Consider the following 24044-nt stretch of genomic DNA (forward strand, 5'->3'; position numbering starts at 1 on the left):
GACAGAAAAACTGGCCAGGAAGCATCATGGAAATTCATGCCGATTTCGAACAAAGGGTCGTCGTACATAGCGAGCAAGTCGATTGGGTTCCGTCGCCGATGAAAGGCGTCGACCGAAGGATGCTTGACCGGATCGGTGCGGAAGTCGCGCGGGCAACTTCGATTGTCCGCTATGCCGAAGGCAGCAGTTTTCCTGAGCACACCCACGGCGGCGGTGAAGAATTTATCGTATTGGAAGGTGTGTTTCAGGATGAACATGGGGATTATCCTGCCGGTACGTATGTTCGCAATCCGCCCACCACACATCATGTTCCGCGATCCGATGATGGATGCACCATCTTTGTAAAGCTGTGGCAATTTGATGCCGAGGATCGCAACCAGTTCTCGCTCGACATCAATGCCGCCCAGTATTGCGCAGGGGATGTCGACGCCATCTCCGCCGCAATTCTGCACGAAGATCAGTACGAAACGGTGACCGTAGAGCGATGGAATGCGGGTGCTGGCCGCGAATTGGTGGTGAGTGGCGGATTGGAGCTGTTGGTGCTTGAGGGGGCGCTGACGGCTGGTTCCGAACAGCTAACGCGTCATAATTGGCTACGTATGCCAGATGGCGACAGGTTGCGTGCCGAGGCCGGTGCAGATGGCGCGCAAATCTGGATTAAGACAGGACATCTCAGCCACATCTCGGCACCCCGCGAAGGGTAAAACGGCAATTCTACTTCGCTGATGGTATTGCAGGGACCCAATCGCGCCGCTAGGCGTTGCGCCCATATGACAGACAAGACTTTTGACCCGACATCCAAAACATCGCTAGCCGCGCCTGACACAACTGTCAGCGTGCGTGACACTTTCGGCATTGATATGGACTGGCAAGTGCCCGCTTTCAGTGAAGCGGATGAGCGCGTGCCGGACCTCGATCCGACCTATGTGTTCGATGCGGATACAACCTTGGCGATTTTGGCCGGTTTCGCGCATAACCGCCGGGTCATGGTGCAGGGGTATCACGGCACTGGTAAGTCAACTCATATTGAGCAAGTCGCCGCGCGTCTCAACTGGCCGTGTATCCGGATCAATCTGGATGCGCATATCAGCCGGATCGATCTTGTTGGCCGTGATGCCATTGTGCTGCGTGACGGGCTGCAAGTGACGGAATTCCGCGAAGGTCTGCTGCCATGGGCGTTGCAGCATCCGGTGGCTTTGGTCTTTGATGAATATGATGCGGGCCGTCCGGACGTGATGTTCGTTATCCAGCGCGTGTTGGAAGCAGAAGGTAAACTGACGCTGCTGGACCAAAACCGCGTGATCCGGCCCGATGCGGGCTTCCGCTTGTTTGCCACGGCCAACACAGTTGGTTTGGGCGACACCAGCGGCCTGTATCACGGAACACAAGCGATCAACCAAGGTCAAATGGACCGCTGGAACATCGTAACCGCGCTCAATTATCTGCCCGCTGATGTCGAACAAACCATCGTGACGGCGAAAAACCCTGAATCCGATCCCAAACAAATCGCGGATATGATCAAGGTTGCTGATCTCACTCGTCAAGGGTTCATGAATGGCGATATTTCGACTGTGATGAGTCCGCGCACGGTCATCACTTGGGCGCAAAACGCCGCAATTTTCAAAGATGTCGGCTTTGCTTTCCGTCTGAGCTTCCTCAACAAATGTGACGAGGCAGAACGGATGATGGTGGCTGAATATTACCAGCGTGTGTTTGGTGTCGAGCTTCCTGAAAGTGTTGTGAAGGCATAATTCACTCTCGCCAAGGCTGTGTTGTTAATGTAATACAGCCCTATGTTTCGCCGGTTGTTTCAAAAATTGCGTGCCAATCGGCCGCCTGATGAATCCTCGGCCGGCGGCAATTATTACGCGTTGCAAGAGCCATATGGGCAGAGCTGGGACGATGATGATGATGACGATGTCGTCTATCAATCCGGTACCCGGGCCCCGGATTTTGACCGGTGGGATTCGCAGCTTGGATCGATCGATCAAGGCGTTGATAAAACCCTTGAGGCGGAAAAGCGCCGCCGACAGCGTTGGTGGCAGCCGACTTTCTGGCGGGGGCGCCGCAAATTATGGTGGGCCGCCCGCATAACGTCCTTCGGGCTTGCGCTGTTCATTCTGATCATTGCGTGGCTCGCGATTACGACCCCGCTTTCCAAATCCTTAGAACCTATTGCCGATCCACAGATTACGCTGCTGGCGGCAGATGGCACCCCGATTGCGCGGAACGGGGCAATAACGGACGAGCCGGTCGACGTATCGGCCTTGCCAGATCACGTGGTGGAGGCTTTCCTCGCGATTGAGGACCGGCGGTTTTATTCGCATTGGGGCGTTGATCCGCGCGGGTTGGCGCGGGCTGCGTGGTCCAATGTCACCACAGGCCGGACCCAAGGTGGCAGCACGATCACGCAACAGCTGGCCAAGTTCACATTCCTTACGCCAGAGCAAACCTATACCCGCAAGGCGCGCGAAATGCTGATCGCATTTTGGCTCGAATCCTGGCTGACGAAGGAAGAAATCCTCGAACGGTACCTGTCCAACGCGTATTTCGGTGACAATGTGTATGGGCTGCGCGCCGCATCGCTGCACTTCTTTTTCCGTAAGCCGGAAAATTTGAAGCCGGAACAAGCTGCGATGCTGGCGGGCTTGGTGCAAGCGCCATCACGTTTCAATCCAGCCAGGCATTTCGACCGGGCTGAGAAGCGCCGCCTGATGGTGGTCGATGCCATGGTGGCCGCAGAATTTCTGACGCAAGCAGAGGCTGACGCGATGCCGGTTCCCCAGATCGACATGCGTGCGAAAAACGATCTGCCGACCGGAACATATTTTGCCGACTGGGCTTTGCCTGCCGCGCGGGAATTGACCGAAACAGGATATGCCCAGCAAACTCTCACGACGACACTTGATTCGCGCTTGCAAGGTATCGCCCGCCGCGTGATCGGCCGTGCGCCCTTGGGTGATGCACAAGTCGCGCTGGTGGCAATGCGCCCTGACGGGGAAGTTGTCGCGATGATCGGGGGAAAGGACTACCGCGAATCCCCCTTTAACCGTGCGACTCAGGCAAAACGGCAACCGGGTTCCACGTTTAAATTGTTCGTATGGTTGGCTGCTTTGGACGCGGGGATGGCCCCCGATGATCTGATCGATAACAGCGCCATCGAAGCGGGCAGCTACCGCCCGAAGAATGCAGGTGAGCGCTATTCCGAAACGATTACATTGGGCGATGCGTTTGCCCAATCCAGCAATGTTGCGGCTGTGCGCCTGTTCAATCAGTTGGGGGATGAGGCGATTGTTAAGAAGGCACTGGATTACGGGATCACATCGCCGCTGCCCTATGGCGATCCCAGCCTTGCGCTTGGCACATCATCCGTCACCCTGCTGGAACTGACCGCTGCCTATGCCGGTGTCGCCGCCAATGAGCATCCGATTGTCCCCCATGCTTTCCCCCAAGAGGAGGAGGGGTGGTTTGATTGGTTGTGGAACGGTGAAGACAGCATGTCCGGCGCTGACCACGAAGATATGGAACAAATGCTGCGCGATACGGTGAATAAAGGAACCGGACGGGCAGCGATGCTCTCCATCCCGAATTTCGGTAAAACCGGCACCAGTCAGGGCAACAGAGATGCTCTGTTCATTGGCTATGCCGGGGATGGAGAGAGCGATCTGGTTGTGGGTGTATGGGTTGGCAATGACGATAACACCCCGCTCGACGGCGTATCGGGCGGCGGATTGCCCGCCCGGATCTGGCGTGATTTTATGCGTCAGGCGAGCGGCAAAACGGCGGCAAAACCAGCGCCGAAGGCAGATCCAGAAGGTCCCGTTCAACCGCTTGATGTGCCGGAACCGGAAGATATTCCGATTGGCGACAGCGGTTCTGTCCTGCGCGTGCGGGAGGGGGAGGGGCTAACCCTCTCAACCGAAATAGAAGGGTTTCCGGTAGACGTGACGCTGGATGAAAACGGCATCAATGTTGAGCCGGGTGCGCCGGAAGAAAACTAGTCTTCTGGCTCGGCCATCATGATATTCATGATCGCTGTGGCAATTGGCCGGTCGCGGTCATCCTGCCACGCTTCGACCGAGATATTGGCATTGCGCCGGCCCAGCTTGGTAATCCTGCCTTTGGCGTATGTTGTCCGCTGCTTTCCTGCGGACAAGAACTGCACCGTTATGTTGATCGGTTTTAGCCGGTGGGTGCGGTCCAATCTGCTGAGTTCGCGGCGTAGCAATGCATAGCCCGCTGTTTCGAGCAGGCCGCTTGTCGCGCCGCCATGCAAATGCTGCGGGCGGCCCTCAACATCGCCGGTAAATTCAAACGCCAGAACGGGGGCGCCGTCCTCGTCCCCTTCATGGCGAATGCCAATCGTCCGCGCATAGGGTGTCAGCGTGTCACTGTCCGACATTGCGATTGGCCCCCTCGATTGACATGAACACGCCGGACATGGTGGCGACTGTATCGCTGGGATCACCATCATGGGCAATGCCGCGGACAAAGGCAGCGGATTTTGTCAGCTTGTAGCACTCCACATGGGCGATAACGGCGCTGCGCGGCCGGGCGGGGCGTTGATAATCGACCCGCAGATCCAATGTCGCGATGGCCACGAAGGAGCCGTGGCTGGTCCAGATAGAAAGGCCAGAGGCCATATCGAGCAAGCTTATGATGGGTCCAGACGCCAGTATTTCACGGTCGATCTCGCCGACCAAATCCTCCCGCCAGGGAAGCTCCAGATCCACCCAGTTTTTGCCGTGATCGCGGTAAGTGAGACCCAATTTGGCAGTATGCCCATGCCTGAGTAAGAACTTGGCGGCCTTACTGGGGTCAAATGGATCTTGTTGCGTCGACATACTGATGCTGTGGAAGCCTCACCGCGTCATTTCAACGTCTAAATCCAGACTATTTACAGAATACCGCCAGCAAGCCGGTCAATCGCGCCTTGCAAAATCACCGCTGCTGCATGGCTGTCGATCTTCTCTGCGCGCTTTTTACGGCTCATATCCTGCCCGATCATCGCGCGTTCTGCGCTGGTGGTGGACCAACGCTCGTCCCACAGCAAAATTGGCAATGCAAAAGCAGCAGCTAAATTTCTGGCATAGGCCCGGCTGGCCTGCGCGCGCGGCCCTTCGCTGCCATCCATATTGCGGGGCAGCCCGATAACGATGGCTTTGATGCTGCGTTGGCGGATAATTTCGGAGAGCCGGTCACGGTCACGGCCAAACTTGCCGCGTTCCAGCGTCGATCCCGCTGTGGCAAATTGCCACCCGGCATCGCAAGTCGCGATACCTATTGTCTTGGTCCCCAGATCAAGCGCCATCAGCGCGCCGCCATCAGGCAGTACATCGCCAAGCTCGTTCGCGCTATCGGTGATCAAGGCTGTGTCCTTGCTCAGGGCCGGGCACTCAAGCTATTCACACGCGTCACGACATCGTTTTGCAAATTCTTCCAGAACAGCGGGATATCATAGACGTGATAATTGTTGCCGGGCAGAACATAGCTGCCCATTTCGGGCGGATCACCGATCAGCAGCAAACCGCGTTCATCGCAGCGCGCTGGCACTTCATTTGGCACCAATTCGCCGCTGGTAAAGCCTTCTTCTGGCACGAGTGTACCCCGGTTCAGCGCCTTTTCCGCAGCGCCGCCAATGCCGCCTGTCAGCGGGTTGGTGCATAATATCCGGCTGTTGCCGCGGGGCTTGCCATCAAACGCGATGGACGTTTGGTACGCTTCCAACACTTGGGAGGGATCGGCGGGTTCTGCAAAGCTGGACCAACTGATCAAACAGCCCGATTGCTTCGCTGTGGCGCAGGCCGGAATACCCAAAGCGGGCAAATCCTGCGCGACAGAGATAGGCCACCCAATCGCATAGACCGCCACCAGCCGGTCGGTGACGGGTGATCCATTCACATGGTCTTTCAGCAGCCTGAGCAAGTGTACGCTGCCTTGGCTATGGCCGGCCAAAACCACAGGTGTATTGTCATCAATCGATGAGAGGAAAAAGTCGTAAGCCTGCTTCACATCATGATAGGCGGCATTGAGGGCGTTTTGTGAATCCTCGCTATCGGTGAGGAAAGCGCCGAATGTCGCCTGCCGGTAACGGGGTGCCCAAATTTCACTTGATTGGTTGAACGGGCTCGCCATGCCGCGGACATAAATCCGGGCGATCCGTTGCGATTCCGCATCATCCAGCGGCGCATTCCAATTGCTGCGATCAAGATAGCTGGTCGGGTGGACAAAGAAGACTGCGAAATCCTGCGCAGCTTGGCTGGGGTCGGCAGGGGCCGGGAGCAGGCTGCGTTCTTCGCGCATGGCGGGCTGCCACCGTGCCGGATCGCTTGTGCCGATACCAGGGCGGGAGAACCACATCGCCGGGTCTTGATAGGCATTCTCTTCGAGCGGTTGTTGCTCAACAAATTCCCCGCCGGGGACCATTGCCAGCTCGGTCAGTTCCTTGGACCATATGGCCAGCACCAACGCGCCGACAAAGACCAGCACGATGATGGCAGCGATGAAATATAGAAATTTACGAGCCACTTTCGGCCTCCAACAATTTGTCATCTGCTGCCTGATGGCGCGCTGCACGGCGTTCCAAAGCAACCTTCAGCATTGCAAGCATAGGATCGGCCAGGAACAGCCCGATCACGCCAAATAGAATGCCCATGATCAATTGCCCCGTCAGCACTACTGCCGGGGCCAGATCCACGGTTTTCTTGGCAATAAGCGGGATGAGCACATAGCCGTCAAATGTTTGCACCAGGAAGTATACGAAGATTGTATAGAGTCCCATCTCCGTGCCGCCTGAAAAGCCGACCAAAACCATCAGTGATCCAGCGATCAACGCGCCAAGGTTGGGCACGAAAGCCAGCAAGCCTGTTAATATCCCCAACAGTGCAGCCATCGGCACACCGTACCAAGCGAGGAGCACCCAGGTGAACAGCCCTTCAAACACCATGCCGATCAACCGGCCCGCCATAAGGCGCCGCATCGTGTAAGCCATCTGGGATGCTGTCGAGTAGAACTCCGCCCGCCGATGGCGAGGGAACAGCCAAGCGACGCCGCGCTCATACAATTGCGGTTCCATAGCCAGATATATGCCGATGATGGTGATCAATAGCAGCGTTGTCAGCCCGCCAAAAATCCCGCCCAATGCCCGGGTAAGAGTACCAACGCCGCTGAGTAAATTGCCGGCAATGTTCTGGATATCATTGATATCAACCGCAAAGCCTTGCGCTTGCAGCCATGCAAATGTGATTCCAATCTGGCGTTCTACGATACTGGGGAGCTGGGCGGCTTCGCGCGATATTTGCGACCCGGCGAACAGCACCAGCCAATAGAAAAATGCACCTGCAAGTGCGAGCACCGCGACGACCCGCCAGGTGCGTCCGATAGGCAGAACACGGCCCAAAAGCCGCGCACCACCATCTATCATTGCAGCAAATACCATCGCGCCAAAAATGACGAGCAGCGATTGGGATATATAAATGGCCAGTCCGATGGCACCGATAACGAAAGCCCAAACAAACGCGCGTTGTGCTTCAAATCTGAGTTCCGGGCTGGAGATCCGCGAAGGGCTGCTGCCGAGCGCACTGCCGCCAGATTTGTCGCTGCTGCTGTTTTTGCGTTTCGCCTTGCTCATTCAGCCGGTGCTTCTTCGGCTAGAGGAGGGCGGAGCGTCGACCATGCACGCTCGCCCCGCAGGGAAGAAAGCCACGTTGCCGGGTTCCAGCCAGTGGTCCCATCAAGCGAGAAGGTGATAAATTCTGCGCGGCCGCCAACATTGGCGATCGGCACTGGGCCGCCAAGCCCTTGGGCTGCTGCGGGCGCCCGGCTGTCTGCCGAATGGTCGCGATTGTCGCCCATCATGAAAATATGGCCAGCCGGAATGGTAATTTCAGCAAAATTATCGAGCGGATCATCATCTTCGTGATCAATCACCAAATAGCTCGCGCCATTGGGTAGAGTTTCCCGATAGGCGGGGACTTCATACACTTGCTGACCGTTCTCGAGCGTAATGAGATACGGGCTGAAATCACGCAAACAGGTCAGCCCGCCGCACAATTGGTCCGGGTCATAGGGAAGCCTGATCGGTGGTTCGATGGTGCGGGGAACTTGCTGTCCGTTCAGAATGATCCTGCCATTCTTCACTTCCAGCGTATCACCGGGCAAGCCAACGACGCGTTTGATATAATCCTCGTCGCGCACGGGCGGCACTGCGATAACAATGTCGCCATATTCCGGGTCAGAGCCCCATATGCGGGTCTCGCTCCGCGGTAACACGTGAAAGGACGCCGATACCCACGACCAGCCATACGGGTATTTGGTCACGACCAACCGGTCACCCACCATCAGATTGGGCAGCATTGACGTGCTGGGGATATAGAATGGTTTGGCCACGATGCTGTGGAACGCCAGCACGGCCAACAGCATCAGGAACAGCCCGCGAAATTCCGCGAACCAGTTTATGGTATCCGAAGTCGGGCCAGTGGGAGTGGTCACAGTGTCGATGTCAAAACTCTTTGCGTATTAGTTGCGAAGGGGAATCGCCTCGATAATCACGAAGGCTTGCGCCCATGGATGATCATCGGTGAGGGTAAGATGAATGACGGCCTCATGGCCCGCCGGGGTCAATTCGGCAAGCCGCGCGGCCGCGCCATTGGTCAGCGCCAGCGTGGGCGCGCCGGACTTCGCGTTCACAACGCCAATGTCTTTCATATAGACGCCGCGATAAAACCCTGTGCCCACCGCTTTGGAAAACGCTTCCTTTGCGGCAAACCGCTTCGCGTAGGTTCCGGCGCGGGTGTATGGCCGTTTCGCTGCTTTGGCGCGCTCAATTTCGGTGAAGCTGCGTTGTTCAAACCGCTCCCCGTGGCGGTCGAGCACACCTTGGATCCGTTCGATATTGCACAAATCTGATCCGAGGCCGATGATCATAACGCTTTCACCAAGATCGAACCGAGCAGCGCCAATACCAGATAGTTGAGCATAATTTGCGATATAACGAGAGGGTGCGTGATTGCCCCCTTCGCCATTTTCAAAGTCATCGTATACCCAAACAGCTGAAGCACCGGCCAACCAATTGCAAATGGCAGGAAGCTTTGCTGTTTGACGGCGAGACCAAGCAATAAAATGCTGAGCAGAAATGGAATGGTGCCCGCCAAAAGACACAGCTTTTCACGGCCGGTGAAATCATGTTTTTGGGCGGGATCGTTACTCACCGTGCTTGATCCATCAGTTCGCGCATTTTGCGGACAGCATTTTCCAACCCGCCAAAGACGGCTTCACCGATCAGATAGTGGCCAATATTGAGTTCCGCCAATTGCGGGATCGCGGCGATTGGCTGCACATTCTCATAAGTAAGGCCATGGCCAGCGTGAGGCTCAATCCCGTTTTTGACTGCCAGAGCGGACATATCAGCGATGCGTTTGAGTTCCGTTGCCCGCGCTTCTCCCGTCGCGTGAGCGTATTCGCCAGTGTGAAATTCGACGATATCTGCGCCGAGCCGCATTGCTGCTTCCAATTGGCGTGCATCTGCTTCGATAAACAGGCTCACCTTTATATCGGCGTCTTTCAGACGGGACACGATCGGGGCGAGCCGGTTGTGCTGCCCGGCAGCGTCAAGGCCGCCTTCCGTGGTACGTTCTTCGCGGTTTTCTGGAACGATACACGCAGCATTTGGCAAATGCCGTAATGCGATGGCCAGCATTTCATCGGTCGCCGCCATCTCCAGATTGAGCGGCAAGTCAGTCGCATCCTGAATACGTTTCAGATCATCATCGCGAATATGGCGGCGGTCTTCCCGCAGATGGGCAGTAATGCCGTCGCCGCCAACTGCGGCAACGATCTGCGCGGCGCGCACCGGATCAGGATGCTCACCACCGCGCGCATTGCGGATGGTGGCCACATGATCAATATTCACCCCAAGACGGAGGGCGTGAGGGGTATGGGCGTTCGTCAATTTACTTCCGGCTCCCCGGTTTTGTTACTGGCACCGCTGCGAGCTCAGCGGGTATCGCGTCTTCTGCATAGGTCGGGAAGTTGATTTCCACCAAAGCGAAATACGGCACGTCAAACGTTACGTCTCCGCCTGTTCTGTTCACAACAGAAACCAGGGCAAGCACCTCGCCGCCGGCTGCCTCAACCGCTTTCATCGCCTCGCGAGAGGAAAGGCCGGTTGTGACCACATCTTCCACCAAAATTACTTTGGCGCCTTGCGTAATCCCAAACCCGCGGCGGAACTCAAAGGTTCCCTCCGGTCGTTCAAGGAACATCGCTTCTTTGCCAATCGCGCGGCCCATTTCGTGACCGATAATGATGCCGCCCATCGCGGGCGATACGACTGTGTCGATTTGGCTACGCAGCTCGCGCGGCATTTTGGCTGCCAGCCCGGCGGCAAGGCGGCTGGCGCGCATCGGATCCATCAGCACACGGGCGCATTGTAGATAGTGCCCGCTATGGCGGCCGGAAGACAACTTAAAGTGCCCTTCAAGCAGTGCCTCACTTGCGCGAAATTCGGTCAGTACGTCTTCTTCTGTCATAGTGATCTGCTGATAAATCCGTTGAAACTTGTCCATAAGACAACATGCGTTGCGGATTTTTCTCCTAGAACTGCTTGAGGGAGCGGGCAAGCGTGCGTATAGGCCGACCCAGAAGAATCCCGGCAACGGGGCAATAGGGGTGCGCTACAGGTTGCACCGCAATGAATGGAAAGTGTCTTAATAATGGCTCTTGGTAACTGGTCCAAAGCGACTGTACGATTTGCAACACTGCTGTGGGCTGCTGCCCTTATGACACTGGCTCCTGCCGCTGCGCAGGCTCAGGATGCTGTGCCGGTTGCTGGTTTGGAAACGGTGGAAGCGGAAGCTCCGGAGTCCGACTCGACGTATGAGCCGCTGGGTCCGGAATGGATCAAGGGTCAGCCGACTTCTTTTGAAGATGATGCGGTCGCATCCATGACGTTCCAAGAACAGTTTTCTTCCAATGGTGATTACGCGCTGTGGATGCACGATGCGATCCTGCTGCCTGTGATTACAATCATCAGCCTGTTTGTGTTGGGATTATTGCTGTGGGTTGTTGCCCGCTATCGCAAGGCAGCCAATCCAAACCCTTCCAAGACAACGCACAACACTTTCATCGAAGTCGTGTGGACGTTGGTACCCGTATTGGTACTGGTCGGTATTGCTATCCCATCCATCACTCTTCTCGCGCGCCAGTATGAAACACCGCCAGCGGACGCGGTCACGATTAAGGCGACCGGTTATCAGTGGTATTGGGGTTACAACTACCCGGACAATGGCGATTTCGAAGTTATTTCCAACATGCTGTCGAATGATGATGCGATTGCAAACGGGGAACCGGCATTGCTGGCGGTGGATAACCGGATGGTTGTTCCAGCGAATACGCCGCTGCGTATCCAGACAACCGCTGCGGATGTCATTCACGCTTTCTCTATTCCATCACTCTGGTTCAAGATTGACGCAGTACCTGGCCGCTTGAACGAGCGGATGCTGACAATTGACGAGCCTGGCATTTATTACGGTCAGTGCTCGGAGCTGTGCGGTGTGAAGCATGGCTTCATGCCAATCGCGGTTGAGGCCTTGCCACGCGATAAGTGGGAAGCATGGGTCCGGTCGCAAGGCGGCACGGTCGCTGGTGATGAACCAGAAACTGAAGAAGCACCAGCTGAAGAGGCTGCTACTGAAGAAGCTCCGGCAGAAGAAGCGGAAGTCGCTGCTGCTGCTGGCGCTGCTCCGGCAGCTTGATAGAAATTACGAAACTACGCTCGAACGCAAGTAAGGTTTGAAAGATCATGGCAACAACAGCCGAAACATTCCCAGCTCATAGCGACGATCACGCGCATGATGCTGATCATAAGCCGGGCTTCTTCGCCCGCTGGTTTATGTCCACGAACCACAAAGATATCGGTACGCTGTACCTGATCTTTGCGATTCTCGCGGGTATCATTGGCGGCGCGATTTCTGGCGTTATGCGGATGGAGCTTGCTGAACCTGGTATCCAGCATTTGGGCGCTGTTGTTTCGATGATGGGCGGCGAAGCCTCGATCGATCAAAACTACCATATGTGGAATGTTCTGATCACAGCACACGGCCTGATCATGGTGTTCTTCATGGTTATGCCAGCCATGATTGGCGGCTTTGGTAACTGGTTCGTTCCGCTGATGATCGGTGCGCCTGATATGGCATTCCCACGGATGAACAATGTGTCGTTCTGGCTAACCGTTGCCGGTTTTGCCAGCTTGATGTTCTCTATGTTCGTGCCGGGCGGTGTTGGTAACGGTGCCGGTGTTGGGTGGACGGTATATGCGCCGCTCTCAACCTCTGGATCCACTGGACCGGCGGTTGATTTCGCGATCTTCTCGCTTCACTTGGCGGGTGCCGGTTCGATCTTGGGTGCGACTAACTTTATTACCACCATCTTCAATATGCGTGCGCCGGGCATGACCCTGCACAAAATGCCGCTGTTCGTATGGTCGGTTTTGGTCACAGCATTCCTGCTGCTTCTGGCTCTGCCGGTTCTCGCAGCGGCTATTACCATGCTGCTGACAGACCGTAACTTCGGTACAACTTTCTTTGATCCTGCTGGCGGCGGTGATCCGGTACTGTACCAGCACTTGTTCTGGTTCTTCGGTCACCCTGAAGTGTACATCATGATCCTGCCGGGCTTTGGTATGGTCAGCCAGATCATCGCAACCTTTAGCCGTAAGCCGATCTTCGGTTACCTCGGCATGGCCTATGCGATGGTGGCGATTGGCGTGGTCGGCTTCATCGTTTGGGCGCACCACATGTACACCGTGGGTCTCGACGTGAATACGAAGATGTACTTCACTGCGGCGACAATGGTCATCGCGGTGCCGACCGGTGTGAAAATCTTCAGCTGGATCGCCACAATGTGGGGCGGCTCGCTTGAATTCAAATCACCTATGGTTTGGTCGCTCGGCTTCATCTTCCTGTTCACCGTTGGCGGTGTGACGGGTGTGGTGCTGGCCAATGGCGGCATCGATGATAACCTTCACGACACATATTACGTTGTGGCACACTTCCACTACGTTCTGTCGATGGGTGCGGTGTTCTCTCTCTTCGCGGGCTTCTATTACTGGTTCCCGAAAATGAGCGGGCGGATGCACAGCGAATTCCTCGCGCATCTGCACTTCTGGGTGTTCTTCATCGGCGTGAACATCATCTTCTTCCCGCAGCACTTCCTGGGCATGAACGGAATGCCGCGCCGTATTCCGGACTACAACGAAGCGTTCGCTTATTGGAATGAGATCTCATCTTACGGCTATGTCGTAATGGCTGCGTCGGTTGTGATCTTCTTCGCGAACCTTGTGTACGCCTTCACTGCCGGCAAGAAAGCTGCCGACAACCCATGGGGCGAAGGTGCAACCACGCTGGAGTGGACATTGTCTTCACCTCCGCCGTTCCACCAGTTTGAAACTCTTCCGGTGATCACCGATAAGAACGATTATCACGATCACCGTCCGGCAACCGCGTAAGCAACTGCCGGAGCTTCCCGAAACGGAAGCACAGAACATGGACTAGGGGAGGGGCGCATCGGAAACGGTGCGCCCCCCTTTTTAAAGATCTTAGGCTGAAAGGGCGCGACCGCCTCAAATGACTGTTACAACCACCTCCTCCGGGCATACATTGCCGGCTGATTGGCGCGACTATTACGCGCTGACCAAGCCGCGCGTGATGAGCCTCGTGATCTTCACCGGCATTTGCGGGTTGCTGGCTGCACCGGGGTCGATCAACCCAGTGCTCGGGTTCACGGCCATATTATGCATTGCGCTGGGTGCAGGGGGCGCTGCGGCGCTCAACCAATGGTGGGAAGCGGATATAGATGCGGGGATGAAGCGGACATCGCAGCGCCCGCTTCCGGCAGGCCGGATGGACCCTGTAAATGCGCGGGATTTCGGGATCGGTATTTCTGCCGGTTCGGTCGGGCTGATGGGGCTGGCGATTGGTTGGTTGGCCGCTGGTATTTTGGCTTTTTCGATTTTCTATTACGCGGTGATTTATACGATTTGGCTCAAGCCGCGTACCCCGCAGAACATTGTGATCGGCGGCGGTGCTGGCGCATTTCCGCCAATGATTGGCTGGGTCGCTGTGACCGGTGACATCACGCTGATGCCGGTATTGCTATTCGCCATCATCTTTATGTGGACGCCGCCACATTTTTGGGCGCTGGCTCTGTTTGTGCAGAGTGACTACGCAAAAGTGGGCATTCCCATGATGCCGGTTGTGAAGGGCGAGGCTTCCACCCGTAAGCAAATTTTCGCCTACAGCATTTTGCTTGTTCCGCTCGCTGCCACCCCGTGGTTCATCGGCGGGACCGGGGCACTCTACGGAATAACGGCTCTGGTATTGTCGCTGGCATTTCTGGCGTTGTCCGTGCCTGTGTCGTTTCGCCGGTCGGTACCGGACGACACCATGAAGCCGGAAAAGCGCCTGTTTGCATTCAGTATAATCTACCTGTTCGCCCTGTTCGGGGCGATCGTTTTGGACCGCGTGGCTGACTATCAAAATTGGCCCATTCCAGGAGTAACCGCATGACCCCCGAAGAAGATGCCGAATATCGTCGCCGTCAGAAAAGCCGCAACGTCGTGGTTGGCGGCGTGTTGTTGTTCTTCGTTGTTTTGTTTTATTTCATTACCATTGCGCGGATCGGAGATTGAGCTGTGACGACAGCAACGCTTGAAGAGAAGAATACCAGAACCGGCGCTTTTGCTTTTATTGGTGCGTTGGCCATGTTGGGCATGGGTTACGCCGCTGTGCCGCTCTATGACCTGTTTTGCCGTGTTACAGGATTTGGCGGAACAACTCAGAAGGCGACCGAATCTGACGCTGACATCGCAGCGCGTTTGGCGCAGAGCGGCGCTACACGGACCATGTCGATCCGGTTTGACGCATCGACCGCGCGTGATGTGCCGTGGTCGTTTAGTCCGGAACAAGTAACCGACACGGTCCAGATCGGACAACGCGATCTGGCGTTCTACACAGCCCGTAATGATAGCGGGGTGCCGATCACCGGTACTGCAACATTCAATGTAGAGCCCGAACAGACCGGTAAGTATTTCAACAAGATCCAGTGCTTCTGCTTCACCGAACAGACGCTGCAACCGGGCGAATCCATTCGGATGCCAGTACTGTATTATGTAGACCCGGCCATCTTGGATGACGAGAATGCCAAGGATGTTGAGCAAATTACGCTCAGTTACACCTTCCATAAAGCAACAAATGTTGCGGAAAATCCTACGCCGTAAGGCTAGACCAATCGCGCTTGGCCCAGTATGGAGCCGGGCAGGGCGAACATTTGATAATGTTCTGACAGGACGAGAGAATTCATGGCTGGTACGAAAAACCACGATTATCACATTCTAGCACCGGATATTTGGCCATTTATCGGCTCTGTATCGGCGCTGACTTTCACCACTGGAATGGTGCTGTTCATGCACGAAATGGCCAGTGCTAACCTGGTGCTCGGTCTGGGTATTGCCGGTCTGATCGCAACCTTCTTTAGCTGGTTTGCGAACATTGTACGCGAAGCGGAAGGCGGCGATCATACGCCGGTTGTCCAGCTTCACATGCGCTACGGCATGATCCTGTTTATCGCATCAGAAGTGATGTTCTTTGTGGGTTGGTTCTGGGCTTGGTTCGACTTTGCTCTGTTCCCTGCGCCACTGGAATTTGTCGACGGCGTGACCAACAGCTTGTTCCAGCAAGAAGGTGAAGCCGCTGCACGGACATTCCCGCCTGCGGGCTTGGAAGTTCTCGATCCGTTTGAGCTTCCACTGCTTAACACGCTGATTTTGCTGTGTTCTGGTACAACTGTAACCTGGGCACACCACTCGCTGATCCACGGTGACCGTGAAGGCCTTAAGCAAGGTCTCTGGGCAACGATTGCACTTGGCGTATTGTTCAGCGGCATCCAAGCCTACGAATATGGTCATGCGCTGAATGCTTATGGCTTTGGTGGAAACACCTACAGCTCCGGTTTCTACATGGCGACCGGCTTCCACGGCTTCCACGTTTTGATCGGCACGATCTTCCTCGCTGTATGTCTGTTCCGGACATATAAGGGCCACTTCACACCGCGTCAGCATTTCGGTTTTGAAGCTGCTGCGTGGTACTGGCACTTTGTCGACGTGGTATGGTTGTTCCTGTTCATTGCTGTCTATGTTTGGGGCGGTTGGGGTGCGACCATCCATTAAGGACGCACTGACTAATGTCGTCAGACACACCTGAAACGAAAGGGCAGCCCGGTTTCGCCGAGGCTGCCCTTTTCGGTCTGTGCCCGGAATGCGGTGCCAGAACGCTGTTTGACGGGGTCGCGCAATTCGCCCCAAAATGCAGTTCCTGCGGATTGGATTATTCCAAGTTCAATGTTGGTGATGGACCGGCAGGGTTCCTCACACTGATCATTGGCGGATTGATCGTGGGTTTGGCCCTGTGGTTGGAAGTAAGCCTGGCTCCGCCATTTTGGGTCCATGCGATGTTATGGATACCGCTGACGGCGGCGGCTGTATTGATCGGCTTGCGCGCCGCGAAAGCTGCATTGCTGTTCGCGGAATATAGCCGCAACGCCCGCGAAACCGGCAGTCAGGATCTATAATGCGCAATATACCGATTATCCCGACTGCCTTTGTATTGTTGTGCATGGCGATCATGATCGCGCTGGGTTTTTGGCAACTGGGCCGCGCAGATGAAAAAGATGCAATGTTGGCGTTGTACCAATCAATTGATGGGGACGCAGCGACCGTAGCCTATCCCGTGGACGAAACCGATTTGGAGCAAAAACTCTATCGGCAAACTGCGATTGAATGCCTCTCCGTCTCGGATATGCGCAGCACGGCGGGAACAAACGCTGTTGGCGTGAAGGGCTGGGCCCATGTCGCGCAGTGCGCCATTGAGAATGATCTCACGGCGGAAGTCGCGCTGGGCTGGTCGCGGGATCCAACTGCGCCAGCATGGTCCGGCGGTGTTGTGACAGGCGTGCTTGCCCCCGGGGGTAAGATCATTGCTGACCCCGCTTTGGCTGATCTTGGCCCGCTGGCGAAACCTGATCCGGCTGATTTACCGAACAACCATTTGGCCTATGCCGGTCAGTGGTTCCTGTTCGCGCTGACGGCGTTCATCATTTATATTATTGCGCTGCGTCGCCGCTCCAAATCGGGGTAGATATCCGGTCACTGTCAGCGGAACTTTGTGGCTGTAAAGCGCGGGTGGCTTGCCCCGCATCGCGCGCGGCGCTAACCGCGATGCATCATGCAATATATCTCTACGCGCGGCAAAGCGCCTATTCTGAATTTTGAAGGTGCCACATTGGCCGGGCTCGCCAGTGATGGCGGGCTGTATCTGCCGCAAGAATGGCCACGTTTTAGTGAGGCAGAAATCGCCGATATGGCGGGCCTTAGCTACGCCAAACTGGCGGCGCGGATCATGGCACCCTTCGTCGGTGACAGCCTGAGCCAAGACGAGCTGCAGTCGCTTTGTGATCGGGCATATGGCCGCTTTTCGCATGCTGCCGTGACGCCTCTCAAACAGTTTGACGAGCAGCAATGGTTGCTGGAACTGTTCCATGGCCCAACGCTGGCTTTCAAAGACGTCGCGCTGCAAATGCTGGGGCTTCTGTTTGAAACGTTTCTGGCGCGCAGCGGCGGTCATTTGACGATTGTTGGCGCCACGAGCGGCGACACAGGCTCTGCCGCGATCGATGCCGTGGCCGGCCGGGACGGTATCGACATCTTTATGCTGCATCCAAAGGGGCGGGTCAGCGACGTCCAACGCCGCCAAATGACCACTGTGCTGGCCCCCAATGTCTATAATCTGGCCATCGAAGGCAGCTTTGATGATGCGCAGGCAGCGGTCAAACGGATGTTTACCGATGACGCGATGAATGGCCGGTTCCGGATAAGCGCGGTCAATTCTATCAATTGGGCCCGGTTGATGGCGCAAGTCGTCTATTATTTTACCGCTGCTCTGCAATTGGGTGCGCCCAAGCGGAAGGCTGCATTCTCTGTCCCGACAGGCAATTTCGGTGATGTGTTTGCCGGCTATGTTGCGGCGCAGATGGGCTTGCCGATTGAACGGTTGATTGTGGCAACCAATGTGAACGACATCCTCCACCGGGCTTTGGCTGACGGTGATTATTCTGCCGGAACAGTTACCCCGACTGCTTCACCATCGATGGACATTCAGATCAGTTCCAACTTTGAACGCCTGCTGTTCGATGCAGGCGGGCGTGACGGGGCCGCAATGGCTGCTCAGATGCATGCATTCGAACAAAGCAAGGCAATGCAGCTGACCAATATGCAGCGCGAAGGCGCAGCGCAGCTATTTACTAGCGCGCGGGCGGATGCAGACGATATGGCCGACGCGATGCGCTGGGCCAATGATGCGTGCGGCGAAGTGATCGATCCGCACACTGCCATCGGATTGCACGCGGCACGGGCTGCTGGTCTGCCTGCCGATGTTCCAGTGGTGACGTTGGCAACTGCACATCCGGCTAAGTTCCCCGATGCGGTGGAGCGGGTAACCGGTATGCGGCCATCCTTGCCAGCGCGAGTGGGGGATTTGTTCAGCCGGGAAGAACGTTTTGACGAGGTCGAGGGCGATTACGCTGCATTAACCGACTACGTCTCCCAGCGTGCGACCGAGTCCCGCTGATGGCGCAGCTGCGCGAAGAACAGCAATTGCTCACCGGCACAGCATGGGACGATTACGGTCTTGTCGATAGCGGGGATGGGCGCAAGCTGGAACGTTATGGCAATTACCGGTTTATCCGGCCGGAACCGCAAGCGATGTGGCAACCGCGGCTTGGCAATTGGGACGCGCATGGCGAATTTGTGCCGGGATCTGACGATGATGGTGGCGGGCGCTGGCAGTATAACAAGCCTGTCCCGCAAGAGGGCTGGCCGCTGACATGGCGTGAAGTGGATTTTACCGCACAATGTACGCCCTTCCGTCACCTCGGCTTCTTCCCGGATATGGCACCTGTGTGGGATTGGATGCGTGGGCAGCTGGATGGCAAGACCGATGCCGAAACGCTTAATCTGTTTGGCTATACCGGCGTCGGCAGCTTGGCTCTGTCTGGCTGCGGCCGGGTGACCCATGTTGATGCCTCCAAAAAATCGGTCGCCCAAGCGCGCGAGAATGCTGAACTGGCGGGGATGGGAAATCGTCCGATCCGCTGGCTGGTCGATGATGCGGCGAAGTTCACGGCGCGCGAAGTCCGGCGGGGTCGCCGCTATGACGGGATTATCCTTGATCCGCCAAAATTTGGCCGGGGGCCGAAGGCAGAGACTTGGCGCTTGGAGCAAGGGTTGCCGGATCTGGTTTCCGATTGCCGCCAATTGCTTGATGCGGACAGCAAGTTTCTGTTTCTGACTGTGTACGCGGTGCGCATGTCCAGCTTGGCATTGGCCGGTTTGCTGGACGAGATGTTTGCCGATCTGCCAGGGGTGATTGAGCATGGCGATCTGTCCGTCCGCGAAGAAGCCGTGACCGATGGCGGCACGGGCCGTCTGCTTCCCACTGCAATTTTCGCGCGGTGGAGCAATCCATGAATAGGGCAGTGCGGGCCATGATCGCGCTGGTCGCTGCGGCATTTTCGCCGGTTGCCGGAAATGCCCAACAAGCAGACCAAGCACCTCAAGCCAATGGGGCGGCTGAATCCGCCAAGAAAGGCGTCTTCGTCGGTTCTTTGCAGCTCTGTGCGGATACGGTTGAGACAGCATCGGCGCGGCCTGAAGAATATACAGGGCAGATGGTTGTGTCGATCATCTTGCGGCCCGCTAGTACTCAGACATTTAGCGAAATGACCAATGAGTTTGTCGGCAAGCCACTGCCGATAACACTGGATGGGGAAGTCGTTATTTCTCCTACGGTGTACGAACCGATATTTGGCGGTGCCATCGCTATCAGCGGAGTGACTGTGGCGCAGCAAAGCAGGTTGGTTGCCGCTTTCACACAGCCCTGCTGATTGTCATGCAGCTCGCTTCACGGCATGAGTCGCATTCAAGATAGAACATTGATTGGAACTATGGCCGATTCGCTCATCCTAGAAGTTGCTGACCTTGAGCATGATGTCCTGACCGGCATCTATTCTGAGGAGACAGGCAAACCGCAGCCGCTGCGTATCACCATTCAAGCGAAAATCGCGATTGCTGACCGCTACGAGCCCGATACGCCGTTAGAGGCGAGCAAGAATTATATGGATCTGAAGGCTGCGGCGACAGACGCCTTGCCGCAGGGTGTGCATTTCAAGCTGATTGAAGCGCTGGCCGATCACATTTGCACCACCGTTATGGCTGATGATGACCGGATCGAAGCCGTCACAGTGAAGATTGTTAAGCTGGCAATTGCTGAAGCAAACGAGCAAATCGGCATCACGATGGTGCGGGAACGCCGCTGATCCTGATGCAGCATATTGTCTATATCGATGCTCTGCCAAAAAACGCGCTTGATGCTGCCAGCAAATTTTCTGCGAACTGGCTTCCTTCCATTCGCGAACAGATAAATGCAGGTGATAGCTATGTGTTGGTGCTGCCCGATGCAGCTTACGACCATGCGGATTGGCGGCGGGCTGCCATTCGTGACTTGGCCAGAACCTATGCACCCACGCGGCTGAACATGATCAGCGGCGGAGATGACGCTGCGATCACATCGACGCAGAACTATCTGAGCGATGCAGGCGGTGTCACTGGCCAATATTTGCCGCTTTCGCGGCGAGGTGACTCGTGAACGAGGTGGCAGCTCCCGCGCCGTTGGTGGATCAGTTTAACCGCCGGATCAGCTATCTGCGGCTTTCGGTTACGGATCGGTGCGATTTGCGCTGCACCTATTGTATGCCCGAGAAAATGCAGTTTTTGCCGCGCGCAGAAGTGCTGACTTTGGAAGAGCTCTACGATTTGTCCCGGGGTTTTATGGAGCGGGGGATTACCAAAATCCGTCTCACAGGCGGGGAACCTTTGGTCCGGCGCGACATGATGCAACTTGTCCGGGCAATTGGCCGGCATATTGGCGGTGAGCTGGAAGAGCTGACGTTGACGACCAACGGCACGCAGCTTGGCAAATATGCAGGCGAATTGGCGCAGGCCGGTGTTCGCCGCGTCAACATATCGCTTGATACTCTCGACCCGGCGGTGTTTGCCCGGCTCACCCGGCGGGACAGTTTGGCAGATGTTCTGGACGGGATCGAAGCGGCCCAGGCTGCCGGTCTTCACGTCAAAATCAACACAGTGGCGCTGCGAAACACGAACCAGGCAGATTTGCCGGCGGTCATAGAGTGGGCGCATGGGAAGGGCTGTGATGTCACGTTGATAGAGGCTATGCCGCTGGGCACCGTGGATGAGGATCGGATCGATCATTATTTGCCGCTGACCGAGGTGCAGGATGATCTTGAACAGCAATGGACCCTCCGCCCATCCAGCCACACAACTGGCGGGCCAGCGCGCTATTTCGACGTTGCCGAGACAGGCGGGCGGCTAGGGCTCATCACGCCGCTCACCAACAATTTCTGTGCCGGATGCAACCGCATCAGAGTAACAGCAACGGGGCAGCTATATCCGTGCCTCGGCGGCGGCGAACGGGTGGATTTGCGCGCAGCCTTGAGGTCGGATGATCCGGCAGGCAATCTCTCAATCGGGCTAGATCAAGCGATGCGGATTAAACCCGAAAAACATGACTTCCATATTGATCATGCAGGCCAAGAACCGGCTTTGCCGCGCCATATGTCGATGACCGGGGGATGATGTGACTGTCCGTGTTCTATTCCTTGGGCCGCTGTCTGATATCGCACCTGCTGCGGAAATGAATGTGGACGGGCCATTGGATTGGGCAGGGCTGTTAGACCTTGTCAGTCCAGAATGTGCCGACCAGATCAGAAGTGAGCGGGTGAAAATTGCCTGTGCGGGTAAGGTACTGCTCGACAAGGCAGACCTCCACGCGAAGGGCGGTGATGAAGTGGCAGTGCTGCCACCGGTAAGCGGCGGATAGACTGCCCATGATGCGCGATGTCCGATTGCTGACAGAACCGTTTGTTGCGGATCAATTGGTTGGTCCGTTCTCCGCTGCAAATCCGGGGCTGGGCGGTATCTGTACATTTATCGGTGAAGTGCGCGGCGGTGGCGGGGTGAAAGCGCTGGAACTGACGCATTACGAACCACTTACGCTTACCGGTATGCACGAAATTGCAGACGGTGCTCAATCGCGCTTTGATTTACTGGGATTGCTGATCGCGCACCGTGTGGGGAAATTTCGACCCGGCGAACCGATCGTATGTGTGTCCGCCGCCGCACATCACCGCCGCGCCGCAATCGACGCAGTTGATTACTGCATGGACCATTTGAAAAGCGCTGCATGGTTCTGGAAACGTGAACTGCGCAGCGATGGCTGGCACTGGATTGAACCGCGCTCAGACGATTACGCCAATCTTGAGCGTTGGCGCTAGATCAGCGCCGCTGACCGCCGCGAAGCTCCGCCAGAATAGCATCCTCGGCGCGCAGCATGGCTGTCACTTCGGCACGTACAGCATCGACATTCTCGGCTGAATTGAGCGCAATCGCTTGCTCGGCATAAAGCAGGTCCAAATCGCCCAGGGTAATGGCCGTTATGCTGCGTTTGGCGTCCAAATCTGACAGCGCGATCTGCGCGTCCCCCCAAGCATTGCTGGTGACGGCGGCTCTGGCACCGTTGGCAACTTTCCGCCGGGCGGCCGGTACGGCAGCCATAAAGGCTGCGTGTGCTGCTTTTGCCTGCGTTTCCAGCGCCGCCAAATCGCTTAAAGGGACCGCCGGAATAACTTGTGTCTCTGGGGTGCCGGAATCTGGTGTGCCAAGCGTGCCGGATTCCCGTTCAAAATCGCGGATTTCCAAGCTAGGGTAGGTTTGCGAGGAGCCGGCACAGGCCGCGGTCCCAATAATGAATGGCAACGCCAAGAATAGACGAATGGTGGAATGCATGGGCGGTGCCATACCATAATCATCCGCTTCTGCCAGCCAGACCGAGAACTTCTGTTGGCAGCCGTCAAAAAACCGGTCTGCAATACGTTGACTTGGACACACCTTTCGCTTATCGGCACGTTCTTTCCGGAAGGCTGCCTCTGAGGCGGCTAATCGGGTACGCCGTTTTTTGTAATGAAGATGGCACAGCTATTAGATTGAAAGTGATACAACCATGTTCGCAGTAGTGCGCACTGGCGGCAAACAATACCGCGTTGCAGCCGGAGATAAAATCGCAGTTGAAAAACTGGCTGGTGAAGCCGGTGATACTGTAACGTTGGGCGATGTTCTGCTCGCTGGCGAAGGTGATTCGATTGCTGATGCGTCGAAAGTTTCGGTTTCGGCTGAAATCATTGCACAGGCCAAGAGCGAAAAGGTTGTCGTTTTCAAGAAGCGTCGCCGTCACAACTATCGCCGTAAAGCCGGTCACCGTCAGCAAATGACGCTGCTGCGCATTACAGACGTTGGTGCTGGTGCGAAAAAAGCTCCTGCGAAGAAGGCTGCTGCTCCTAAAAAAGAAGTGGCACCTGCAACTGAAGAGAAGAAGGCTCCTGCGAAGAAGGCGGCTCCTAAAGCTGCTGCAGAAAAGAAGCCTGCTGCAAAGAAACCCGCTGCCAAGAAGGCACCCGCTAAAAAAGCGGACTAAGACAGTTTCGAAAGAGTAAGAGACAATGGCACATAAAAAAGCAGGTGGTTCATCCAATAACGGTCGCGACTCAGCAGGTCGCCGCCTTGGTGTGAAAAAATTCGGCAGCCAAGAAGTGGTTCCGGGCAACATTATCGTGCGTCAGCGCGGCACCAAATTCTATCCAGGTACCAATGTCGGTATTGGCAAGGATCACACCCTATTCGCCCTATCCGGCGGCCGAGTGCGATTCCACGGTGGAAAACAGGGCCGCAAATACGTGTCCGTGGACATGATGGCGGAAGCCGCCGAATAATCGGATGATTCATTGACAGGATCATCCCGCAGGATGGTCCAGCCGGATAAAACCGGCTCTCAAGAGGGAGACAGGGCCAACCTGCCTCCCTC

General features: G+C 56.2%; 32 protein-coding genes. 21 read left to right on the forward strand and 11 right to left on the reverse strand.

Features of this window, described 5'->3' with window-relative positions; translation table 11 throughout:
- Positions 1–26: 26 nt before the first annotated feature.
- The 3 genes from HKD42_RS02650 (at position 27) to HKD42_RS02660 (ending at position 4001) form a co-directional block, all read left to right on the forward strand.
- Positions 27–704, forward strand: coding sequence for a cupin domain-containing protein (locus HKD42_RS02650; RefSeq protein WP_170010047.1), 678 nt, complete (start codon positions 27–29; stop codon positions 702–704).
- Between the two features lie 66 nt (positions 705–770).
- Positions 771–1751, forward strand: coding sequence for a cobaltochelatase subunit CobS (cobS, locus tag HKD42_RS02655; RefSeq protein WP_170010049.1), 981 nt, complete (start codon positions 771–773; stop codon positions 1749–1751).
- A 42-nt stretch (positions 1752–1793) separates the two neighbouring features.
- Entirely contained in the window at positions 1794–4001 is a 2208-nt protein-coding gene (locus HKD42_RS02660; protein WP_170010051.1) for a transglycosylase domain-containing protein, read from the forward strand.
- Here HKD42_RS02660 and HKD42_RS02665 read toward each other — a convergent pair.
- The 10 genes from HKD42_RS02665 to pyrE all read right to left on the reverse strand — a co-directional run bounded on the left by HKD42_RS02665 (position 3998) and on the right by pyrE (position 10529).
- Entirely contained in the window at positions 3998–4402 is a 405-nt protein-coding gene (locus tag HKD42_RS02665; protein WP_170010053.1) for a PaaI family thioesterase, read from the reverse strand. The genes HKD42_RS02660 and HKD42_RS02665 overlap by 4 nt on opposite strands.
- Positions 4389–4844, reverse strand: coding sequence for a PaaI family thioesterase (locus tag HKD42_RS02670; RefSeq protein WP_170010055.1), 456 nt, complete (start codon positions 4842–4844; stop codon positions 4389–4391). Before HKD42_RS02670 ends, HKD42_RS02665 begins: the two co-directional genes overlap by 14 nt.
- Before the next feature lie 53 nt (positions 4845–4897).
- On the reverse strand, positions 4898–5311 hold the full coding sequence (gene ruvX, locus HKD42_RS02675; RefSeq protein ID WP_246236822.1) for a Holliday junction resolvase RuvX: 414 nt from the start codon (positions 5309–5311) through the stop codon (positions 4898–4900).
- Positions 5312–5382: 71 nt separating this feature from the next.
- Positions 5383–6528, reverse strand: a complete 1146-nt coding sequence (locus HKD42_RS02680) for a DUF3089 domain-containing protein (protein ID WP_170010059.1) — start codon at positions 6526–6528, stop codon at positions 5383–5385.
- Positions 6518–7630: an AI-2E family transporter gene (locus HKD42_RS02685; protein ID WP_170010061.1), complete on the reverse strand. Its 1113-nt coding sequence runs from the start codon at positions 7628–7630 to the stop codon at positions 6518–6520. Before HKD42_RS02685 ends, HKD42_RS02680 begins: the two co-directional genes overlap by 11 nt.
- Positions 7627–8490 (reverse strand): signal peptidase I, encoded by an 864-nt coding sequence (lepB, locus tag HKD42_RS02690; RefSeq protein WP_343042144.1) that lies wholly within the window; start codon positions 8488–8490, stop codon positions 7627–7629. The genes HKD42_RS02685 and lepB overlap by 4 nt, the downstream gene beginning before the upstream one ends.
- Before the next feature lie 27 nt (positions 8491–8517).
- On the reverse strand, positions 8518–8925 hold the full coding sequence (gene acpS / locus HKD42_RS02695) for a holo-ACP synthase (protein WP_170010063.1): 408 nt from the start codon (positions 8923–8925) through the stop codon (positions 8518–8520).
- A complete protein-coding gene (locus tag HKD42_RS02700) occupies positions 8922–9209 on the reverse strand; it encodes a hypothetical protein (protein WP_170010064.1) in 288 nt (95 codons plus the stop codon). Before HKD42_RS02700 ends, acpS begins: the two co-directional genes overlap by 4 nt.
- On the reverse strand, positions 9206–9949 hold the full coding sequence (locus HKD42_RS02705; RefSeq protein ID WP_170010066.1) for a pyridoxine 5'-phosphate synthase: 744 nt from the start codon (positions 9947–9949) through the stop codon (positions 9206–9208). The genes HKD42_RS02700 and HKD42_RS02705 overlap by 4 nt, the downstream gene beginning before the upstream one ends.
- Position 9950: 1 nt before the next feature.
- Complete coding sequence (gene pyrE / locus HKD42_RS02710) at positions 9951–10529, reverse strand: orotate phosphoribosyltransferase (RefSeq protein ID WP_170010068.1); 579 nt, start codon at positions 10527–10529, stop codon at positions 9951–9953.
- 183 nt (positions 10530–10712) lie between these two features.
- Here pyrE and coxB point away from each other — a divergent pair, with 183 nt between their 5' ends.
- From coxB to HKD42_RS02785, 16 genes are all read left to right on the forward strand, one after another.
- Complete coding sequence (coxB, locus tag HKD42_RS02715) at positions 10713–11753, forward strand: cytochrome c oxidase subunit II (protein WP_170010070.1); 1041 nt, start codon at positions 10713–10715, stop codon at positions 11751–11753.
- A 47-nt stretch (positions 11754–11800) separates the two neighbouring features.
- On the forward strand, positions 11801–13504 hold the full coding sequence (gene ctaD / locus HKD42_RS02720) for a cytochrome c oxidase subunit I (protein ID WP_170010072.1): 1704 nt from the start codon (positions 11801–11803) through the stop codon (positions 13502–13504).
- A gap of 118 nt (positions 13505–13622) precedes the next feature.
- Positions 13623–14564 (forward strand): heme o synthase, encoded by a 942-nt coding sequence (locus HKD42_RS02725; protein ID WP_170010074.1) that lies wholly within the window; start codon positions 13623–13625, stop codon positions 14562–14564.
- Positions 14561–14686, forward strand: coding sequence for a hypothetical protein (locus tag HKD42_RS13380; protein ID WP_281356473.1), 126 nt, complete (start codon positions 14561–14563; stop codon positions 14684–14686). Before HKD42_RS02725 ends, HKD42_RS13380 begins: the two co-directional genes overlap by 4 nt.
- A gap of 3 nt (positions 14687–14689) precedes the next feature.
- Positions 14690–15274, forward strand: coding sequence for a cytochrome c oxidase assembly protein (locus HKD42_RS02730; protein WP_170010076.1), 585 nt, complete (start codon positions 14690–14692; stop codon positions 15272–15274).
- Positions 15275–15355: 81 nt separating this feature from the next.
- Positions 15356–16222: a cytochrome c oxidase subunit 3 gene (locus tag HKD42_RS02735; RefSeq protein WP_170010078.1), complete on the forward strand. Its 867-nt coding sequence runs from the start codon at positions 15356–15358 to the stop codon at positions 16220–16222.
- Between the two features lie 14 nt (positions 16223–16236).
- The gene (locus HKD42_RS02740; RefSeq protein WP_170010080.1) at positions 16237–16623 is read left to right on the forward strand and encodes a DUF983 domain-containing protein; all 387 of its coding nucleotides are present in this window, start codon (positions 16237–16239) and stop codon (positions 16621–16623) included.
- Positions 16623–17189, forward strand: coding sequence for an SURF1 family cytochrome oxidase biogenesis protein (locus HKD42_RS02745; protein ID WP_170010082.1), 567 nt, complete (start codon positions 16623–16625; stop codon positions 17187–17189). The genes HKD42_RS02740 and HKD42_RS02745 overlap by 1 nt, the downstream gene beginning before the upstream one ends.
- A gap of 87 nt (positions 17190–17276) precedes the next feature.
- On the forward strand, positions 17277–18677 hold the full coding sequence (gene thrC / locus HKD42_RS02750) for a threonine synthase (protein WP_170010084.1): 1401 nt from the start codon (positions 17277–17279) through the stop codon (positions 18675–18677).
- The gene (locus HKD42_RS02755) at positions 18677–19576 is read left to right on the forward strand and encodes a class I SAM-dependent methyltransferase (RefSeq protein WP_170010086.1); all 900 of its coding nucleotides are present in this window, start codon (positions 18677–18679) and stop codon (positions 19574–19576) included. The genes thrC and HKD42_RS02755 overlap by 1 nt, the downstream gene beginning before the upstream one ends.
- Entirely contained in the window at positions 19573–19992 is a 420-nt protein-coding gene (locus HKD42_RS02760) for a SecDF P1 head subdomain-containing protein (RefSeq protein ID WP_170010088.1), read from the forward strand. The genes HKD42_RS02755 and HKD42_RS02760 overlap by 4 nt, the downstream gene beginning before the upstream one ends.
- 60 nt (positions 19993–20052) lie before the next feature.
- On the forward strand, positions 20053–20424 hold the full coding sequence (locus HKD42_RS02765) for a dihydroneopterin aldolase (RefSeq protein WP_170010090.1): 372 nt from the start codon (positions 20053–20055) through the stop codon (positions 20422–20424).
- Positions 20425–20429: 5 nt separating this feature from the next.
- On the forward strand, positions 20430–20753 hold the full coding sequence (locus tag HKD42_RS02770) for a Rossmann fold domain-containing protein (protein WP_170010092.1): 324 nt from the start codon (positions 20430–20432) through the stop codon (positions 20751–20753).
- Positions 20754–20758: 5 nt separating this feature from the next.
- Positions 20759–21763, forward strand: coding sequence for a GTP 3',8-cyclase MoaA (gene moaA, locus HKD42_RS02775; protein WP_170010094.1), 1005 nt, complete (start codon positions 20759–20761; stop codon positions 21761–21763).
- Between the two features lies 1 nt (position 21764).
- Positions 21765–22007 (forward strand): MoaD/ThiS family protein, encoded by a 243-nt coding sequence (locus HKD42_RS02780; protein ID WP_170010096.1) that lies wholly within the window; start codon positions 21765–21767, stop codon positions 22005–22007.
- A 7-nt stretch (positions 22008–22014) separates the two neighbouring features.
- The gene (locus HKD42_RS02785) at positions 22015–22461 is read left to right on the forward strand and encodes a molybdenum cofactor biosynthesis protein MoaE (RefSeq protein WP_343042146.1); all 447 of its coding nucleotides are present in this window, start codon (positions 22015–22017) and stop codon (positions 22459–22461) included.
- 1 nt (position 22462) lies between these two features.
- Here the strand turns inward: HKD42_RS02785 and HKD42_RS02790 are convergent, their stop codons facing one another.
- Entirely contained in the window at positions 22463–23074 is a 612-nt protein-coding gene (locus tag HKD42_RS02790) for a hypothetical protein (RefSeq protein WP_170010098.1), read from the reverse strand.
- Positions 23075–23186: 112 nt separating this feature from the next.
- On the opposite strand from HKD42_RS02790, the gene rplU reads away from it, so the two are divergent.
- Positions 23187–23657: a 50S ribosomal protein L21 gene (gene rplU, locus HKD42_RS02795; RefSeq protein ID WP_170010100.1), complete on the forward strand. Its 471-nt coding sequence runs from the start codon at positions 23187–23189 to the stop codon at positions 23655–23657.
- Between the two features lie 25 nt (positions 23658–23682).
- Entirely contained in the window at positions 23683–23952 is a 270-nt protein-coding gene (rpmA, locus tag HKD42_RS02800; RefSeq protein ID WP_170010102.1) for a 50S ribosomal protein L27, read from the forward strand.
- Positions 23953–24044: the final 92 nt, after the last annotated feature.

Origin of the sequence: Pontixanthobacter rizhaonensis (assembly GCF_012972675.1) — a bacterium.
Taxonomy (GTDB): Bacteria; Pseudomonadota; Alphaproteobacteria; order Sphingomonadales; family Sphingomonadaceae; genus Pontixanthobacter; species Pontixanthobacter rizhaonensis.

Coding starts and splice junctions, on each gene's coding strand:
- acpS (WP_170010063.1), bottom strand. CDS start 8,925: ATGATCATCGGCCTCGGATCAGATTTGTGCAATATCGAACGGATCCAA.
- HKD42_RS02785 (WP_343042146.1), top strand. CDS start 22,015: ATGATGCGCGATGTCCGATTGCTGACAGAACCGTTTGTTGCGGATCAA.
- ctaD (WP_170010072.1), top strand. CDS start 11,801: ATGGCAACAACAGCCGAAACATTCCCAGCTCATAGCGACGATCACGCG.
- HKD42_RS02745 (WP_170010082.1), top strand. CDS start 16,623: ATGCGCAATATACCGATTATCCCGACTGCCTTTGTATTGTTGTGCATG.
- HKD42_RS02760 (WP_170010088.1), top strand. CDS start 19,573: ATGAATAGGGCAGTGCGGGCCATGATCGCGCTGGTCGCTGCGGCATTT.
- thrC (WP_170010084.1), top strand. CDS start 17,277: ATGCAATATATCTCTACGCGCGGCAAAGCGCCTATTCTGAATTTTGAA.
- HKD42_RS02660 (WP_170010051.1), top strand. CDS start 1,794: ATGTTTCGCCGGTTGTTTCAAAAATTGCGTGCCAATCGGCCGCCTGAT.
- HKD42_RS02725 (WP_170010074.1), top strand. CDS start 13,623: ATGACTGTTACAACCACCTCCTCCGGGCATACATTGCCGGCTGATTGG.
- HKD42_RS02765 (WP_170010090.1), top strand. CDS start 20,053: ATGGCCGATTCGCTCATCCTAGAAGTTGCTGACCTTGAGCATGATGTC.
- rpmA (WP_170010102.1), top strand. CDS start 23,683: ATGGCACATAAAAAAGCAGGTGGTTCATCCAATAACGGTCGCGACTCA.
- rplU (WP_170010100.1), top strand. CDS start 23,187: ATGTTCGCAGTAGTGCGCACTGGCGGCAAACAATACCGCGTTGCAGCC.
- HKD42_RS13380 (WP_281356473.1), top strand. CDS start 14,561: ATGACCCCCGAAGAAGATGCCGAATATCGTCGCCGTCAGAAAAGCCGC.
- HKD42_RS02665 (WP_170010053.1), bottom strand. CDS start 4,402: ATGTCGGACAGTGACACGCTGACACCCTATGCGCGGACGATTGGCATT.
- HKD42_RS02755 (WP_170010086.1), top strand. CDS start 18,677: ATGGCGCAGCTGCGCGAAGAACAGCAATTGCTCACCGGCACAGCATGG.
- HKD42_RS02670 (WP_170010055.1), bottom strand. CDS start 4,844: ATGTCGACGCAACAAGATCCATTTGACCCCAGTAAGGCCGCCAAGTTC.
- HKD42_RS02685 (WP_170010061.1), bottom strand. CDS start 7,630: ATGAGCAAGGCGAAACGCAAAAACAGCAGCAGCGACAAATCTGGCGGC.
- coxB (WP_170010070.1), top strand. CDS start 10,713: ATGGCTCTTGGTAACTGGTCCAAAGCGACTGTACGATTTGCAACACTG.
- HKD42_RS02735 (WP_170010078.1), top strand. CDS start 15,356: ATGGCTGGTACGAAAAACCACGATTATCACATTCTAGCACCGGATATT.
- HKD42_RS02770 (WP_170010092.1), top strand. CDS start 20,430: ATGCAGCATATTGTCTATATCGATGCTCTGCCAAAAAACGCGCTTGAT.
- pyrE (WP_170010068.1), bottom strand. CDS start 10,529: ATGACAGAAGAAGACGTACTGACCGAATTTCGCGCAAGTGAGGCACTG.
- ruvX (WP_246236822.1), bottom strand. CDS start 5,311: ATGGCGCTTGATCTGGGGACCAAGACAATAGGTATCGCGACTTGCGAT.
- HKD42_RS02740 (WP_170010080.1), top strand. CDS start 16,237: ATGTCGTCAGACACACCTGAAACGAAAGGGCAGCCCGGTTTCGCCGAG.
- cobS (WP_170010049.1), top strand. CDS start 771: ATGACAGACAAGACTTTTGACCCGACATCCAAAACATCGCTAGCCGCG.
- HKD42_RS02650 (WP_170010047.1), top strand. CDS start 27: ATGGAAATTCATGCCGATTTCGAACAAAGGGTCGTCGTACATAGCGAG.